This is a genomic window from Janthinobacterium sp. BCJ23 (assembly GCF_059617945.1).
Map to the genome: position 1 here is coordinate 255,672 of NZ_JCAQAW010000008.1, position 15,890 is coordinate 271,561.

Annotated in this window: 11 protein-coding genes and 1 tRNA gene; 3 read left to right on the forward strand and 9 right to left on the reverse strand. The window is 63.9% G+C overall.

What is annotated here, in order from left to right:
- Positions 1-50 precede the first annotated feature (50 nt).
- From AC54AG_RS22830 to AC54AG_RS22850, 5 genes are all read right to left on the reverse strand, one after another.
- Positions 51-296, reverse strand: a complete 246-nt coding sequence (locus AC54AG_RS22830; protein ID WP_496631652.1) for a DUF1059 domain-containing protein — start codon at positions 294-296, stop codon at positions 51-53.
- Between the two features lie 66 nt (positions 297-362).
- The gene (locus AC54AG_RS22835) at positions 363-2,807 is read right to left on the reverse strand and encodes an acyl-CoA dehydrogenase (RefSeq protein ID WP_496631676.1); all 2,445 of its coding nucleotides are present in this window, start codon (positions 2,805-2,807) and stop codon (positions 363-365) included.
- A gap of 33 nt (positions 2,808-2,840) precedes the next feature.
- A complete protein-coding gene (locus tag AC54AG_RS22840; RefSeq protein WP_034753517.1) occupies positions 2,841-3,173 on the reverse strand; it encodes a hypothetical protein in 333 nt (110 codons plus the stop codon).
- 320 nt (positions 3,174-3,493) lie between these two features.
- A complete protein-coding gene (locus AC54AG_RS22845; RefSeq protein WP_496631653.1) occupies positions 3,494-5,830 on the reverse strand; it encodes a PKD domain-containing protein in 2,337 nt (778 codons plus the stop codon).
- Positions 5,831-6,119: 289 nt separating this feature from the next.
- Positions 6,120-6,195: transfer RNA gene (locus AC54AG_RS22850), tRNA-Phe, on the reverse strand.
- Positions 6,196-6,314: 119 nt separating this feature from the next.
- Between AC54AG_RS22850 and AC54AG_RS22855 the strand changes: the two genes are divergently transcribed.
- Positions 6,315-7,085 carry a hypothetical protein gene (locus AC54AG_RS22855; RefSeq protein WP_496631654.1) on the forward strand — a complete coding sequence of 257 codons (771 nt, stop codon included), beginning with the start codon at positions 6,315-6,317 and terminating at the stop codon, positions 7,083-7,085.
- A 20-nt stretch (positions 7,086-7,105) separates the two neighbouring features.
- Here AC54AG_RS22855 and AC54AG_RS22860 read toward each other — a convergent pair whose 3' ends face one another.
- Entirely contained in the window at positions 7,106-7,537 is a 432-nt protein-coding gene (locus tag AC54AG_RS22860; RefSeq protein WP_496631655.1) for a hypothetical protein, read from the reverse strand.
- A 220-nt stretch (positions 7,538-7,757) separates the two neighbouring features.
- Here AC54AG_RS22860 and AC54AG_RS22865 point away from each other — a divergent pair, with 220 nt between their 5' ends.
- Positions 7,758-8,741 (forward strand): cytochrome-c peroxidase, encoded by a 984-nt coding sequence (locus AC54AG_RS22865; RefSeq protein ID WP_496631677.1) that lies wholly within the window; start codon positions 7,758-7,760, stop codon positions 8,739-8,741.
- 45 nt (positions 8,742-8,786) lie between these two features.
- Here AC54AG_RS22865 and AC54AG_RS22870 read toward each other — a convergent pair whose 3' ends face one another.
- From AC54AG_RS22870 to AC54AG_RS22880, 3 genes are all read right to left on the reverse strand, one after another.
- A complete protein-coding gene (locus AC54AG_RS22870) occupies positions 8,787-11,180 on the reverse strand; it encodes a S9 family peptidase (RefSeq protein WP_496631656.1) in 2,394 nt (797 codons plus the stop codon).
- 92 nt (positions 11,181-11,272) lie between these two features.
- Positions 11,273-13,537, reverse strand: coding sequence for a putative bifunctional diguanylate cyclase/phosphodiesterase (locus AC54AG_RS22875; RefSeq protein ID WP_338680697.1), 2,265 nt, complete (start codon positions 13,535-13,537; stop codon positions 11,273-11,275).
- A 134-nt stretch (positions 13,538-13,671) separates the two neighbouring features.
- Complete coding sequence (locus AC54AG_RS22880) at positions 13,672-14,478, reverse strand: YggS family pyridoxal phosphate-dependent enzyme (RefSeq protein ID WP_496631657.1); 807 nt, start codon at positions 14,476-14,478, stop codon at positions 13,672-13,674.
- Positions 14,479-14,568: 90 nt separating this feature from the next.
- On the opposite strand from AC54AG_RS22880, the gene ptsJ reads away from it, so the two are divergent.
- Complete coding sequence (gene ptsJ / locus AC54AG_RS22885; protein ID WP_496631678.1) at positions 14,569-15,870, forward strand: MocR-like B6 salvage transcription factor PtsJ; 1,302 nt, start codon at positions 14,569-14,571, stop codon at positions 15,868-15,870.
- Positions 15,871-15,890 lie beyond the last annotated feature (20 nt).

Here is a 15,890-nt window from a genome sequence, read left to right on the forward strand (position 1 = left end):
CCGCTCGTGCAGGGCTTGCGCTTTCAGAAACCGGCGCAAGCCCTGGCAGGCTAGTGCGCATGCGCGGCCCCGCTGTTGCCGGCTTGTCCCGTCATGGGCAGGTGTTCGGGCGGCATGCCGTCCTTGAACAGTTGACGCAATTGCTGGCGCAGTTCCGGCGTGTCTTGGTGATGGTGTACAGAGACCGCGTGCTCCACGGCAATACCCAATAGCTCTTCCTCACTGTCGGCCGAGATGGCCACCGAGCAATGCGTGTCGCTTGGGAATTCCCGGCAATCGATGAATTTGCGCGTCATGATCGACTCCTTTCCGAAAAGAGCGGGCACAGCACCCGCTCAATTCAGTATAGGCCGCAATCCGGCTCAGGCTGCGCGGCTGTTGATATCGGCCCCGTGCGCCTGCAAGTGTGTAGGCTGCGCCGCAGCGGGCGCAAAATCGTCGACCTGTATCAAGCCGTCGACCAGGCGCGCATATTCCAGCAAGGTATTGTGCTCCTGGCAGCTGACCGAGCCCGCCGCCTTGGCTGCGGCCAGCCACTGCTGCATGGCGGACAGGCTTTGCGGCAGGTGCCGCAGGGCCGCGCCTTCGGGCGTGTCTTTCAGGCGTTTTTCGATGTGCAGGATGTCGGGCAGCAGGGTCAATGCCTGCTCGGCGCAAGCCACGGGGTCGTTGCTGTCGTTGGCCACATAGCCGTCGGCCAGCAGGCGTTCGCGGTCTGCGCCCGGCGTTTGCAGGGCCAGCGCCACCTCGCTGCCCAGTTCGTCGGATGGCGGACGGTGGGGCAAGCCAAACGGGAACAGCAAGGTGCGCAGCAGCACGGCCAGCACGCGCGCGGGGAAATTGTCGAGCACGCCCGTCAAGCCCTGCTGCGCCTTGACCAGCGCATCCTGCAGCGACCAGTGCACATAGGGCAGGTCGGCCTCGGGCCGGCCATCATCCTCGTAGCGCTTCAGCACGGACGACGCCAGGTACAGCTGCGCCAGCACGTCGCCCAAGCGGGCGGACAGCCGCTCGCGGCGCTTGAGTTCGCCACCGAGCACGAACATCGACATATCCGTCATGACGGCAAACGCCGTCGACAACCGCGTCAGGGCGCGGTAGTAGGGCGTCAGTACAGGCGCGCCGGCATCGGGCACGGCCGCCAGGCGCGCGCCGCCCAGCCCGTACCACAATCCCCTGGCCAGGTTGCCCAGCACAAAGCCGACATGGCCAAAGAAGGCCGTATCGAAATCGCGCAAGGCCTTGCGGCCGTCGCTTTCGCTGACGGCAGCCATTTCCCTGAGCACATACGGATGCGCGCGGATGGCGCCCTGGCCAAAGATGATCAGGCTGCGCGTGAGGATGTTGGCCCCTTCGACCGTGATCGCGATGGGGATTTGCTGGTAGGCGCTGGCCAGGAAATTGTTGGGCCCCACACAAATGCCCTTGCCGCCGAGAATATCCATGCCGTCATTGACGAGCGCGCGGCCCCGTTCCGTGACGTGGTATTTGACGATGGCGGAAATGACGGCCGGCTTTTCGCCCAGGTCGACGGCGTGCGCGGCCAGGGTGCGCGCCGCATCCATCAGGTACAGGTTGGCGCCCATGCGGGCCAGCGCTTCCTGCACCCCTTCGAACTTGCCGATAGGCATGTTGAATTGGCGCCGCACGGCCGCATACGCGCCGGTGCCGCGCACGGCCATCTTGCCCATGCCCACGCTGGACGAGGGCAGCGAAATGGCGCGCCCGGCCGCCAGGCACTCCATCAGCATGCGCCATCCCTTGCCCACCTGCGCCTGGCCACCGATGACCCAGTCGATGGGGATGAACACATCGTTGCCCGACGTGGGGCCGTTCTGGAAAGCGGCGTTCAAGGGATGGTGGCGGCGCCCGATCACCACGCCGTCGTGGCTGGCGGGGATCAGCGCGCAAGTGATGCCGGGCGCATCGTTGCCGGACAGCAGATGCTCGGGGTCGCTGGTCTGGAATGCCAGGCCCAGCAAGGTTGCCACGGGCGCCAGGGTGATGTAGCGCTTGTTCCACGTGAGGCGGAAACCCAGGGTAGGGCGTCCTTCATGCATGCTCATGCAAACCACGCCCAGGTCGGGAATGGCGGCCGCGTCGGAACCCGCGTACGGGCTGGTCAGGGCAAAGCAGGGAATCTCGGTGCCGTTGGCCAGGCGTGGCAAATAATGGTTTTTCTGTTCTTCTGTGCCGTAATGCAGCAGCAGTTCGGCCGGTCCCAGCGAGTTGGGCACCATCACGGTCACGGCCAGCGCCGAGCAGCGGCTCGACAATTTCATCACCACTTGCGAATGCATGTAGGCGGAGAATTGCTTGCCGCCATATTGCTTCGGGATAATCATGCCGAGGAAACCTTGCGCCTTCATGTAGTCCCACGCCTGGGATGGCAAATCCTGCGCCTGCTGCGTTTCCCAGTCGTTGACCAGTTCGCACAGCCGCTCGACGTCGTGCTCAAGAAAGTGGCGCTCCTCGGCCGTGAGCGTGGCGCGTCCATAGCTCAGCAGCTTGGGCCAGTCGGGTTTGCCGGAAAACAGGTCCGCATCCCACCACGTGGTACCGGCTTCGAGCGCGTCACGCTCCGTGTCGGACATCGTCGGCAAGATGCGCTTGAACAGGGCCAGCAGGTGTGGGGTAATCAGGGCGCGGCGCACGGGGCCGGGCGCGAACAGTACAACCAGGCCCAGCAGGGCCACCACCAGTATGATCGTCAGCATGCGATATCTCCCTGTTATATGACAACAGGATAGGCCGAGATGGCCGATGTTACTGTACGGTACAGCGCATACGCACAACGCCAACCGCAGGGGTTGGCGTTGTGCTGTCAGGCGTGAAGCGTATTAGCGTTGTGGAACGACAATCACCGTGTCGCCCTGTTTGCCCTTGGCGCCCGTGTCGCCTTTGGCGCCTTCATCGCCGGCAGCACCAGCGTCGCCCTTGGCGCCATCGTTGCCTTGCATGCCGCTGTCGCCGGTCTGGCCCGTGGCGCCGGTCGCACCGGTCGCGCCGGCAGGAGCTTCAGCGCCAGTGGCACCCGTCGCGCCGGCAGGACCAGGCGCGCCTGCAGGGCCGGGAACGACTTGTACGACGGTGGGCGCGGGTGGCGCTTCGCGCTGGCAAGCGGTCAAGGCAAGGGTAGAGGCGAGCGCGAGCAATATCAGGGTAGTTTTCATGATGCATCCTTTGGCAGTGTGCCGTTATGTACGGAACGGCTCGACGGCGTCGGGCGCGAGTTTCGCATGGCGGTGTGGCGGGGAGAGCTGACCAGATGGCCGTTGCGCCGTGTCGCGCAGGACGCTGGCGGCGGGAAGGGATGTGGTCTGCCTGCAGCATGGGCTCTTGGGCTGCTGCAGTCCGTTCGTTTGCGTACACAGTGGCGGGGTGGGGGAGGTTTTGTGCAAAGGAAAACAAAAAGCCAACCCGAAGGTTGGCTGAGGATGTTCAAAGCGGGCTGGCAGCTCCCTGATTGATCGTCTGGTGCTGCCTGGCGCGTTTATTTAACGGTGAAACTTTTGTCGTAGCCACCATTCGTACTTGTATATCCTAATGTGTCACGGAACGCTGTCCAGCCAACCACCCATTGCCCCGCTTTGGCGCCTGCGGGTATCGTCACCGTTGAACTGAACGTAGCATGCTTCGCGTCGCCGGATGCCAGCACCCATTTGCTGTCGATGCGTGTTCCGCCGATATCGGCGATGTTGTACCAATAGGGATTGGGCAGGACGTTGAGATTGATCCCGGTGGCATCTGTCACGATGACGGTGGTCGTCACCAGTTGACTTGTCTGAGAGACATCAACGGTGGTGGGATTGACGGTGATGGCTGAAACGGCGGGACCCGATGTGTCGCTGAGTCCATTACTTTGCACGGTGAAACTCTTTTCGTAGCCGCCATTCGTACTCGTATATCCTAATGTGTCACGGAACGCTGTCCAGCCAACCGTCCAGGAGCCGGCTTTGGCGCCTGTGGGTATCGTCACCGTTGAACTGAACGTAGCATGCTTCGCGTCGCCGGAGGCCAGCATCCATTTGCTGTCGATGCGGGTGCCGCCGATATCGGCGACGTTGTACCAATAGGGATTGGGCAGGGCGTTGAGATTGACCCCGGTGGCATCTGTCACGGTCACCGTGGCCGTCACCAGTTGGCTTGCCTGCGAGACGTCAACGGTGGTGGGATTGACGGTGATGGCTGAAACGGCGGGGCCCGACGTGTCGCTGAGTTCATTACTTTGCACGGTGAAACTCTTTTCGTAGCCGCCATTCGTACTCGTATATCCTAATGTGTCACGGAACGCTGTCCAGCCAACCGTCCAGGAGCCGGCTTTGGCGCCTGCGGGGATCGTCACCGTCGAACTGAAGGTGGCATGCTTCGCGTCGCCGTAGGCCAGCACCCATTTGCTATCGATGCGGGTGCCGCCGATATCGGCGATGCTGTGCCAATAGGGGTGGGGCAGGGCGTTGAGATTGATTCCGGTGGCATCTGTCACGGTCACCGTGGCCGTCACGCGTTGGCTTGCCTGCGAGACGTTGACGGTGGCGGGGGTGACAGTGATGGCTGACACGGAGGGTCCCGATGTGTCGACGGCACTGGCGCTGACAGTGACCGTTGCATCCGCACTGCTCGCTTTGCCATCGTTGACGATGAGCTTGGCGACATACAAGCCGGAGGCATCGGCGGTAAAGCTGGTCCTGGCTGCGCTGGCAGAGGACAAGGTGGCCGTACTGTTCGCCGGTTTTTCCGTCAGCATCCAGGCAAACGTCAAGGCATCGCCATTGGCATCCGAGCTGGCGCTGCCATCGAGTTCGACCACGCTGCCGGACAAGACATTTTGCGCGTAGCCTGCGTTCGCAACCGGCGCCGCATTGGCTACACTGGCCGTAATGCTGACCGCCGCGGCGTTGCTGCTGACCTTGCCGTCGTTGACGATGACGCTGGCGACATAGGTGCCAGCCACATCCGCCGTAAAAGTGGGCCTGGCGGAGGTCGGCGACAACAAGCTTGCCGTGCTGCCTGCCGGTTTGGATTGCAGGGTCCATGCATAGCTGAGTGTACGGCCGGCATAGGCCGAGCTGGCGCTGGCATCGAGGGTAACGACAGTGCCCGTTACCACGCTTTGTGCCGGCCCGGCCTGGGCGACAGGGGGGACTGCGGCAATATCGGCGATGACTTGCTTGATGGTGTCTGGATTGCTGATCTTGGCCAGCGCGGTCACGACCTGGGTAAGCTGGGCGGCATTGATTTTTATTCTGAGCGCATCGAGAACCCTGTCCTGTGCATCGCCGCCGGCGGGGTTGCCTTGCGTCGCCGCTTTCAAGGGCGTGGAAAGGAAATCAGCGAGCGGGGTCGTGTCGACGACACCGCTCAGTACCGCAGCCACGTCGGCCTGCGCCGCTTTCACCGCAGTGCTATTGATCTTGCTGCCGGCAATAGCGGAGTCAAACGCGGCAAAGAAGACCGCGGGTTCGTTACCCAATACCCGCGCCGTCAGCATTTCGGTCAGTGGCGTGATGTTGGCAGTGGCGGCGTTGCCGCTTCCCAGCACGAGCGTGTGTAATTTCGAACCATCAGCCGGATCGGTGATCTGGAGCAGGCACGGTAGTTGGCCACCGGCGGCGGCAAGGCTGTAGCTGCCGTCGGCCAGCGACGTGGCGTTGCCTGTGCCCGTCTGGCATTTGGCAGTAATCATGGCGCCAGCAATTGCTTTCCCCGTTGCGGCAGTGCCGTTGACGGTTAATTTTGCCGGGTTAGCAGGGGCCGGTGAGGAGCTGCTACCACCACCACCGCATGCAACGAGCATGCACGAACCAAGCATAATTGCCAAAATCTTCATCGAATATATCCATTTTCAATTTTTAAAGTGATGCCATGTGGCGTCACGTTCAAACGGCCAAGCTCTTGCCGAAGTCAGTCTGTTAAGGGAAATTATATATCTTTAAGTAATATTTTATGCCTTGAAATTGAAGGCTATGCACTTGAAGGGGCGTAGGGATGTATTTTTTCATGTGGCGCGCAGCGCTGCGCGGCTTGCAGCGTGACTGGCGACAGGCTGGACGCGAGCAATTCAGCAAACAAAAAAGCCAACCCGAAGGTTGGCTTTTTGCTATGTGCTGCTGAATTCTTGGTGGCCCGGGGCGGAATCGAACCACCGACACAAGGATTTTCAATCCTCTGCTCTACCGACTGAGCTACCAGGCCAAGGCGGCGAATTATAGCAGAAAGACTTTCTACCTGACCAGAGCTAGCTGTGTTCAAATGCAACAGATGGCCAAAACATGGTGTTTTGGCATCCTTGTATGACCCGAAGGGATGTGGCGATGCAGCGACGTATTGGAGTGCAGGGCCTGGCGGTGGCGGGCTTGTTCGGTTTGTTGTGCGGTGCGGCGCGGGCCGACGGGTTGACCGATCTGAATGCGGCGCTGGCCCGATTGCAGGGCCAGATGCCGATCAAGGCGCAGGTGGAATCGAAAAGCTGGCGCCGCGAGGGCGAGGGCAAGGCGGCGGAAGAGGATAGCGGCCAGGCGACCGTCACTGTCGAGGGTGGGCCGGCGGGCTTGCAAGTGCTTTACGGCAAGGATTTGCTGGCGAAAGTGGAGGCCGAGCAGCGCGCCAGGGTGAAGGATCCGAAGGTCAAGACGCCGATCGGCTTTGCGCTGGGAGAAATGAAGGCGACGGAGTTGCGTTCCATGGTGTCGGCCGCGGACGCCTTGTCGCGCGAGATCGAGGAAGCCGTGTTCAGCGGCGAGAAGATGGATAGCTACAAGGGCAAGCCGGCGCGTCTGCTCAGCTTTACTTTGTCGCTCGACAAGGTGCCTGAGAAAGACCGCAAGTATGTGAAGAAGTTCGAAGGCGGCATCGAGGTGTGGATCGCCGCGGACGGCACGCCGCTGGCCAGCCATTTCCACTTTGACGTGAGCGGGCGCGCCTTTGTCGTCGTCAGCTTTACGCAAAAGTCGGACGAGACGCGCCAGTATGGCGTCAGCGGCGACCATTTATTGTTGCTGCGCAAGGAGAGCAAGAACACCACCTCGGGCGCGGGCGAGAGGGTGGAGAGCAAGATCGTCAAGACCCTGCAATTGCAATCCTGACGTGTTGCCGGCACATTCGATTACATGGCGGCGTTGCCGCCCATGGCGCTCTTTTGCAGCACGCAGCGTCCCGCTTCGCAGGTGGCGCCCGGGTCCGTGACGATGGAGCAGGTCGACATCATGCCGTCCGCTTGCTGCTGCTTGCGGCTGGCCTCGGCTTGCGCCAGGGCCAGGGCCTTGAGCTTCTTGCCGTCATTGTTTTTGCTGGACCAGGCCAGGTAGCGCTCGGGGCCGCCGCAAGCCTTGGCGCCGATGGCGATGGTCTGACATTGCTGGGTGGAATCGCAGGCAGCGGTGCCCACTTCCGCCTGGATTTGCGCCAGCAAGCCGGCATTGCCGGGGGCGGGCGGCGCATCATCTTGCGTGGGGGCACTGCCGCAGGCACTGGCGGCCAGCAGCAGGAAGCTGGCGCACGTGGCGCGCAGCAGGGAGGAGTAGGTTGACGTTTGCATGCCTTCATCATGTGCCACGCTTGCGTAAATGGCAAGCGCGATTCGCACTTGGCCAGAACCTTGATCCCGGTCATTTCCATTGCCAACCCGTCAAAGTTAATATAAATCAACATCCAATTAGCGATGTACGGGTGGCGACCGGGCCGGCGCGCTGCATTCCCGCGCCGGTGCGCGCAGCCGATTCGGGAATGTTTCCAGGAGTTAGACTATGCGCCGCACCATGTCCCCCTTCCTCTTCATCGCCAGCCTCGCTCTCAGTGGCGCGTTGCACGCCGCCAGCAAGGAGCCGATCCAGCCGATTACTGCCGCCAAGGTGGCCAATCCAGCCATAGTCGAGCTGGGCAAGAAACTGTTTTTCGACCCGCGCCTGTCGCGCTCGGGATTTATTTCCTGCAACAGCTGCCATAACCTGAGCATGGGCGGCACGGACAATATCAAGACCTCGATCGGCCACAACTGGCAGCGCGGACCCATCAATTCGCCCACCGTGCTCAATGCCAGCATGAACGTGGCGCAATTCTGGGATGGCCGCGCCAAGGATTTGCAGGAGCAGGCGGGCGGCCCCATCGCCAATCCGGGCGAGATGGCTTTTACGCACGAGCTGGCCATCGACGTGCTGGCCTCGATTCCCGCTTATCGCGCGGAGTTCAGACAAGTGTTTGGCCAGGACAAGCTGTCCATCGAGCAAGTCACGCGCGCCATCGCCGCCTTTGAAGAGGTGCTGGTGACGCCCGGTTCCCGCTTCGACCAATGGCTGTCGGGCAAGAAAAGCGCGTTGACGAAAGACGAACTGGCCGGCTACCAGCTGTTCAAGTCGAGCGGCTGCATCGCCTGCCATAACGGCCCTGCCGTGGGCGGCAATACTTTCCAGAAGATGGGCGTGGTGGAACCGTACAAGACGGCGATGACGGCTGAAGGGCGCTCGGCCGTGACGGGCAAGGATGCGGACCGCTTCAATTTCAAGGTGCCGACCCTGCGCAACGTGGAGCTGACCTATCCGTACTTCCACGATGGCGAAGCGGCGACCCTGACGCAGGCCGTCGACGTGATGGGCCGCTTGCAGCTGGGCCGCACGTTTACGCCCGATGAAAACGCCAAACTGGTGGCTTTCCTGAAAACCCTGACGGGCAAGCAGCCGCACATCGTGCTGCCGATCTTGTCGCCATCGTCGGATACGACGCCACGGCCGGTGCCGTTTGACTGAGTGCTTGCCTGGGGTCAGACCCGGCGGGTCTGACCCCGACACCAGTTACTTCAGCGTGCGCTGGAATAATTGATAAATCCGGCGGTACTCGTCATACCACGCTTCCGGCTGGACGAAACCGTGGCGCTCCATCGGGTAGCTGGCCATTTCCCAGTTATCCTTTTTCAGCTCGATCAGGCGCTGCGACAGGCGCACGGAATCCTGGTAAAACACGTTGTCGTCGATCATGCCGTGGGCGATCAGCAGGTTGCCCGTCAGCTTGTCCGCGTATTCGATCGGCGACGAGATTTTATACGCTTGCGGATCGATGTCCGGCGTGTTCAGGATATTCGCCGTGTACTCGTGGTTGTAGGTCGTCCAGTCCGTCACGGGGCGCAGGGCGGCGCCCGATTTGAAGATGTCCGGCGCGCGCATCAGGGCCATCAGGCTCATGAAGCCGCCATAGCTGCCGCCATAGATGCCCACGTTCCGGATGTCGCCCTGGTGCTGCTGCGCCAGCCAGTTGGCGCCATCGACAAAATCTTCCAGTTCCGGGTGGCCCATCTGGCGGTAGATGGCCGTGCGCCAGGCGCTGCCGTAACCGAGCGAGGCGCGGTAGTCGACGTCGAGCACGATGTAGCCTTGCTCGACCAGCAGGTTGTGGAACATCTGTTCGCGGAAATACACGGGATAGCGTTCGGTCACGTTCTGCAGGTAGCCGGCGCCGTGCGCGAACATGACGATAGGGTAACGCTTGCCCGCTTCCAGCTGCTTTGGCCGGTACAGCTTGGCCCAGATCGGTGCCGCGCCGTGCGTGGACGGCACTTGCACCAGTTCCGGCATGACCCAGCTGCGCGCCTTGAAGGCGTCGCTGCGCGTATCGGTGAGGATAGTCGCCTTGCCGCCGGCAACGGGAACCGTCGCCAGCTGGGCCGGCATATAGCTGGTGGAATAGCGCAGCAGCAGCTTGCCGTTGTCGGGCGACAGGCCGAAGTTTTCCACGCCTTTCAGATTCGTGACTTCGCGCGCCCCGCCATCGTTGGCCGTGCTGGCGCACACTTCATACGTGCCTGGCGCTTGCCGGTTGCACATGAAATAGGCATTCTTGCCGTCGCGGCTCCACTCGACGGCGCTCACTTCCCACTGGCCGCTGGTCAGTGCGCGCGCCGGAGCCGCGCCCTGTTTCGTGTACAGGTGGGCGTAGCCGCTTTCCTCGGACAGATACCACAAGGTGGCGTTGTCTGGCAGCCAGCCGAATTCCTCGGCGCGGCGGTTGACCCAGGCCGTATCGCTGATGCGGTGCACGGGCACGAGGGCGCCGTTGGCCAGGTCGACGTTGGCGAGCCAGCCGTCTTTGTTGTCGATGGCGCGGATGCGCACGGCGGCCTTGCTGCCGTCATCGGTCCAGGCGATGCCGTCGCGCTGGGCGTCGATGCGTACGGCACGGTTGCCTTTCAACGGCGGCAGCTTCTGTTCCGCGCGCAAGGCTGCCAGCGGGTCGGTGGCGATACCGGGCAGGCTGTCAAAGGCGATCTCGCGCACCTGGCCCGTGCGCAGGTCCGCCAGTTTCAGGCTTTGCGCGATCGGCATGTTGCGGCCCACGCGCGTGCGTTCGTCGTCCGCTTCCGGATAGCCCGTTTCCGTGACATAGCGGGCCAGTTTGCCCAGCTTGCCTTTTTCGGCAGCTTTATCCTGCGTGACGAACAGCAGCCAGCGGCCGTCCGGCGACAGGGCGCTGCCGGAAATCGTCACTTTCTCGCCCAGGTAGATCGGTTCCGGCGCGCGCGTGGCGTCCAGGCGGCGCTCTTCGTGGCGGCGTTCGCGGTTCGCGTCGCGGTCTTCCTTCTGGCGCGCCAGGTTGACGATCAGGCGCAGCTGCAGTTCACGCAGGGCGTCCGCTTCCGGCTTGGCGTCCGGGTCCTTGGCCGCGCGCAGCAGGGCCACGGGGGCGCTCAGGCGATCAAGACGGTTCCAGCTGAACCAGTCGGTGCCGCTGCGGTATTGCACGGCGCCGCCGTCGCTGGAATATTGCGGGTCGCTGATGGCCGTCACACCGCGCGTGATTTGCGTCAGGGCGCCGTTTTTCAGGTCGCGCTCGAACAAGTCGCCGTTGCGCAGCAGGATGGCGCGCGTGCCGGCCCGGTTGACGACCATCTGCTGGCCATCGAGGTTGGCCAGCTGCGCATCGTCGACCTTCTTGCCGCTATTGAGCTTGGCGTTCGCGCCTGGTAATTGATAGGTGTCGCGCAGGGGCGAGCCGAGGCGTTTTTGCTTGTAGTAGAGCTGGCCATTCCAGCCCCACCATGCCGCTTCGACGGGTGTGCCAATCCAGTCGGGATCGGCCATGGCCTGGTCCAAGGTGATCGGCGTGGGCGCGGTGGCGGTGGAGGAAGGGGCCGCATGCGCGGCGGGCAGCAAAGAGAGCAGCAGGAGCGGCAGCAGGGGAAGAACCAGACGCATCGGGGATCACTTTAATCAAAGGGGATGATGAAGGTACAGGCTATGAGGCCGGTATTCTAGCGGAGGAGTTGCGTGCAGGAAATGTCGGAAAGCTAAGCCTGGTGCCGGGCCAGCCAGGCGAGAAAGTCGGCGAGCGGCATCGGCCGCGCATACAGGAAGCCCTGCAAGCCGTCGCAATCGTGGGCGATGAGGAAGTCTGCCTGCTCCTGCGTTTCCACGCCTTCGGCCACGACGCGCAAGCCCAGATGGCGCGCCATGGCCAGGATCGCTTGCACGATGGCCGTGTCGCGCGCATCGTGCGGCGTGTCGTCGATGAAGCGCTTGTCGATTTTGAGTTCATACAGCGGCATCGAGGTCAGGTAGGCGAGGCTGGAATAGCCGGTGCCGAAATCGTCGATGGAAAAGCGGATGCCCAGGTCCGCCAGTTCGCGCATGCGCGCCAACGAGGCGTCGCGCTGGTCGATCAGCAAACCCTCCGTCAATTCCAGGATCAGGGCGCCGGCCGGCGTGCCGTGTTCGGCAAGCGCCGCCTGCACGCGGGAAGCGAAATCGGGCTGGCGAAACTGGGCCGGGCTGACGTTCACGGACAGGGCGACGGGCGATCCCGCCTGCGCCAGCACCCTGGCGGCGCGGCATGCTTCGCGCAGCGCCCAGTGGCCCAGCTTGACGATCAGCCCCGATTCCTCGGCGATGGGAATGAAGATATCCGGCGCGATGTACGTGCCGTCCGCCTGCGGCCAGCGCATCAGCAATTCGGCGCCCGTGACCCGGCCGTGACGGTCGACCTGCGGCTGCACGTGCATGCATAACACATGGTCATCGAGGGCGCGCGCCAGCGCCCGTTCCAGGGTCAGCCGGCGCTCCACGCCCGCCTGCATGGCCGCTTCAAAGAAGGCGATGCCGTTGCGCCCTTCGGCCTTGGCGCGGTACATGGCGATGTCCGCTTCGCGCAGCAGGTCGTGCGCCTGCTGCTCCATTTTCGGCAGCAGGGTCACGCCGATGCTGGCGCTGCAATGATAGGACTGCGCGCCGATCTCGAAGTCGCGCGCGATGGCGGCACGGATTTTCTCGGCTACCTGGGCCGCGGCGCGCGCGGCGCTGTCCAGGTCATCGGCCAGGTGCGCCAGCAGCACGACGAATTCATCGCCGCCGATGCGCGCCACTGTGTCGGCCTTGCGCATCAGCTGCGCCAGCCGTTCGCCCGCCAGGCGCAGCAGCGCGTCGCCGGTGGCGTGGCCGCGCGCGTCGTTGATGTGCTTGAAGTGGTCGAGGTCGATGAACATCAGCGCGCTGATGGACTGGTTGCGCGGCGCGGCGGCCAGCAAGTGGCCGATGCGGTCCATCAGCAGGCGCCGGTTGGGCAGGCCCGTCAGCACATCGTAGAAGGCCAGGCGGTGGATGTCCGCTTCCGATTTCTTGCGCTCGTCGATTTCGCGCTCGACGGCCACCCAGTGCGTCTGCTTGCCATCCGCATCCGTAAATGGCACCAGTTCCGCCTCGACCCAGTACGCCTTGCCGGCCTTGTTGTAATTCAGTAATTCCGCCCTGGCTGGCTGGGCGCGGGCCATGGCGGCGGCGACGCGCGCCAGTTCGTCCGCATCGGTGGCGGGGCCTTGCTGGAACAGCAGGCTGCGGCCCAGCACTTCGGCGCGCGCATAGCCGCTGCTGCGCTCGAAGGCGTCGTTGACGAAGATGATGCGCGTGGCGGGCACCGTACCCGCGCCTAACGCGGTATCGGCCACTTCGGCGATCATCACCATGTCGTTCAGGCGGGCCAGCGCCGTGGCCGTCAAGCGCAGGTCGGCGTTCAGCTGCGACAGGGCCTGGCTGCTGCGTTCCAGGTGGCGCAGCAGGAAGGCGCAGGACAGGGTCAGTACGGCGGCGATGAACAGGAAGTTCAGGGCCACGATCAGCGCGCGCAGCACGGGCGAATCGGGTACGCCGCGCAATTGCAGTTCCACGTCGGGATGCAGGCCGAGCAGAAAGATGGTCAGCGACGTCAGCGCCAGGGTCGACAAGGCTGGCCGCATGCCCAGCAGCAGGGCCGCCAGCACGGGCATGAGCATCATGTAGATCTGGCTGACGGGGCCGATTTTCATCAGCAGGCCCACGCCCACCAGATAGGCGACGATGAGGAATTGCCACACGCGCCAGCGGTAGGGCATGGCGCGCAGATGCCAGATGAGGCCGATCCAGCCGATGGCCAGCAAGTCGAGGGCTACTATGGACCAGATAGCTTCGCGCGCAGCCAGCAGGGCGCTGGGGATGGCAGTGGCGATGCCCAGCAGCAGTACCGCCTGCAGCAGGCGCGTAAAAATCTGTCCGCGCCAGTGCGCGAGATCGTTTGACGCGGCCACGCTGCCGTCCTTTCCTCAGGGAGCTCTGCTGCCGAGCTGAGCAGTATGGTAAAAATATTACGCGGTATCTTTCAGCATGTCATCTTGATCATTCGGCATGATTGACGGCGCGACCACAAGGCGTATTGGCCCGCCTAGTCCGTTTGCGCCGTGGGCCAGTAGTGGCTATCCGGCGTGTCGCGCGCGCCGAAGATGGCCTGGCCGACGCGCACGACGGTGGCGCCTTCTTCAATGGCGATTTCATAATCACCGGACATGCCCATCGACAGCTCGTCGAGGCTGACGCCATCGGGGGCGCCCTGGCGCAGCCGGTCGCGCAATTCGCGCAGCAGCACGAAGCAGCGGCGCACGCGCACGGCTTCCGCCGACAATAGCGCCAGGGTCATGAGCCCGCGCACGCGCAGCGCCGGGAAGGCGGACAGCTGGCGCAGGAAAGCGGCCACTTCGTCCGGCGGCAAGCCGTACTTGCTGGCTTCTCCCGAGGTGTTTACTTGCACGAACACATCGAGCCCGCGCCCTTCCGCTTGCAGGCGACGTTCCAGCGCCTCGGCCACGCGCAGGCTGTCGAGCGCCTGGAATTCGCTGGCAAAGCGCGCCACCAGCTTGGCCTTGTTGGTCTGCAAATGGCCGATCACCGACCATTGCAGGTCGGCCAGGTCCGCCATCGCTCCCCATTTGCGGCCCGCCTCCTGCGGCTTGTTTTCACCCAGCATGCGGCAACCGGCGGCGTAGGCCAGGCGCAGGCTCGCCTCGGGCTTGGTCTTGCTGACGGGCAGCAGGCGTACGCCGTCCGGATCGCGCCCGACCCGCTGGCAGGCGGCGGCCATGCGCGCATGCACTGCCGCCAGATTGCGGCGGAAGTCATTCACCGACACGGCTTGCGGCCAGCGCCCATGCCGCTCGTGCATGGTGGGAGTGAGCAGGGGAGTGTCTTTGTGCATGTGTCGGCCTTGTGTCAGTCTTTAGCGGCAGGAGTCGCGGGAGTGGTGTATTATTGTCCTATGCCAAAATATATCATGTCTGAGACTATCGTGAAGATTGCCGGGAAAACCGCCGCGGAACTGTTCGACAGCATCCGCGCGCTGACGCAGGCGGGCGAGTTGCTGCCGGGCCAGGAGCTGCCGACCGTGCGCGAGCTGGCCGCGACCCTGGGCGTCAACCGCAATACCGTGTCGCTGGCTTACCAGCGCCTGGTGACGGCCGGGATCGCGGTCACGCAAGGGCGTTTGGGCACGGCCATCCGCGCGCAGCGCGATCCCGGCGAGCAGGAAGGCTTGCTGCCCGGCTCGCCGCTGGCCGACCTGGGCGGCGGCAATCCGAACCTGGCCTGGCTGCCTGACGTCGGCGCGGCCTTGGCGCGCAAGCCATACCGTCCGCGCCTGTATGGCGAAGCCACCGTCGATCCGGAACTGGAAGTGCTGGCGCGTCGCTGGCTGGCCGGCGATTGCCCCGAAGGCCACGACATCACCGTGACGAATGGGGCGGTCGATGCGGTCGAGCGCCTCCTGGGGGCGTACCTGGCCGCAGGCGACAAGGTAGCCGTGGAAGACCCGTGCTTCGTCAGCAGCATCAACACCTTGCGCATCGCCGGGTTGCACGCCGTTGGCGTGGCCGTCGATGCCGAGGGGATGCAGCCCGGGGCGCTGGAACGGGCGCTGGCGCAAGGCGCGCAAGCCGTGATCGTGACGCCGCGCGCGCACAATCCCACCGGCTGCAGCCTGAGCGCGGCGCGTGCGGATCAGCTGCGCGCCGTGCTGGCCGCCTATCCGCACGTGCTGGTCATCGTCGACGACCATTTCTCGCTGCTGTCCACGGCCGGCTACCAGGACGTGATTCCCCCTGCTGCCCGGCGCTGGGCGCTGATCCGATCGGTATCGAAGATCTTCGGCCCCGACCTGCGCCTGGCCGTTGTCGCCAGCGACGGGCAGACGGCACAGCGTTTGCGCTTGCGACTGGCGCCCGGCACGAACTGGGTCAGCCATCTTTTGCAGGATGCCGTGAGCGCCTGCCTGTCGTCGTCCGACGTGTCCGCGCAGGTGGTCCTGGCCCGCGCCGACTATGCGCGCCGACGCGACATGGTGGCGGCGGCGCTGGCGGCGCAAGGCCTGGTCTGCGCCAGTCCCGCCGATGGCCTGAACCTGTGGCTGCCGCTGCCAAGTAACAGCCAGGCGGCCGTGCTGGCGCTGGCCCGGCATGGCTGGCTGGTGCGCGGCGGCGAAGCCTTCGGCGTGCAGGCGCCGGCGCACGGATTGCGGATCACCGTGTCGACCATCGATGACGCGGGCGCGCAGGCGTTCGCCGCGGTGCTGGCCCAGGTGCTGGGCCGGTCATAGTTTCAGTTACTCGCTACAGA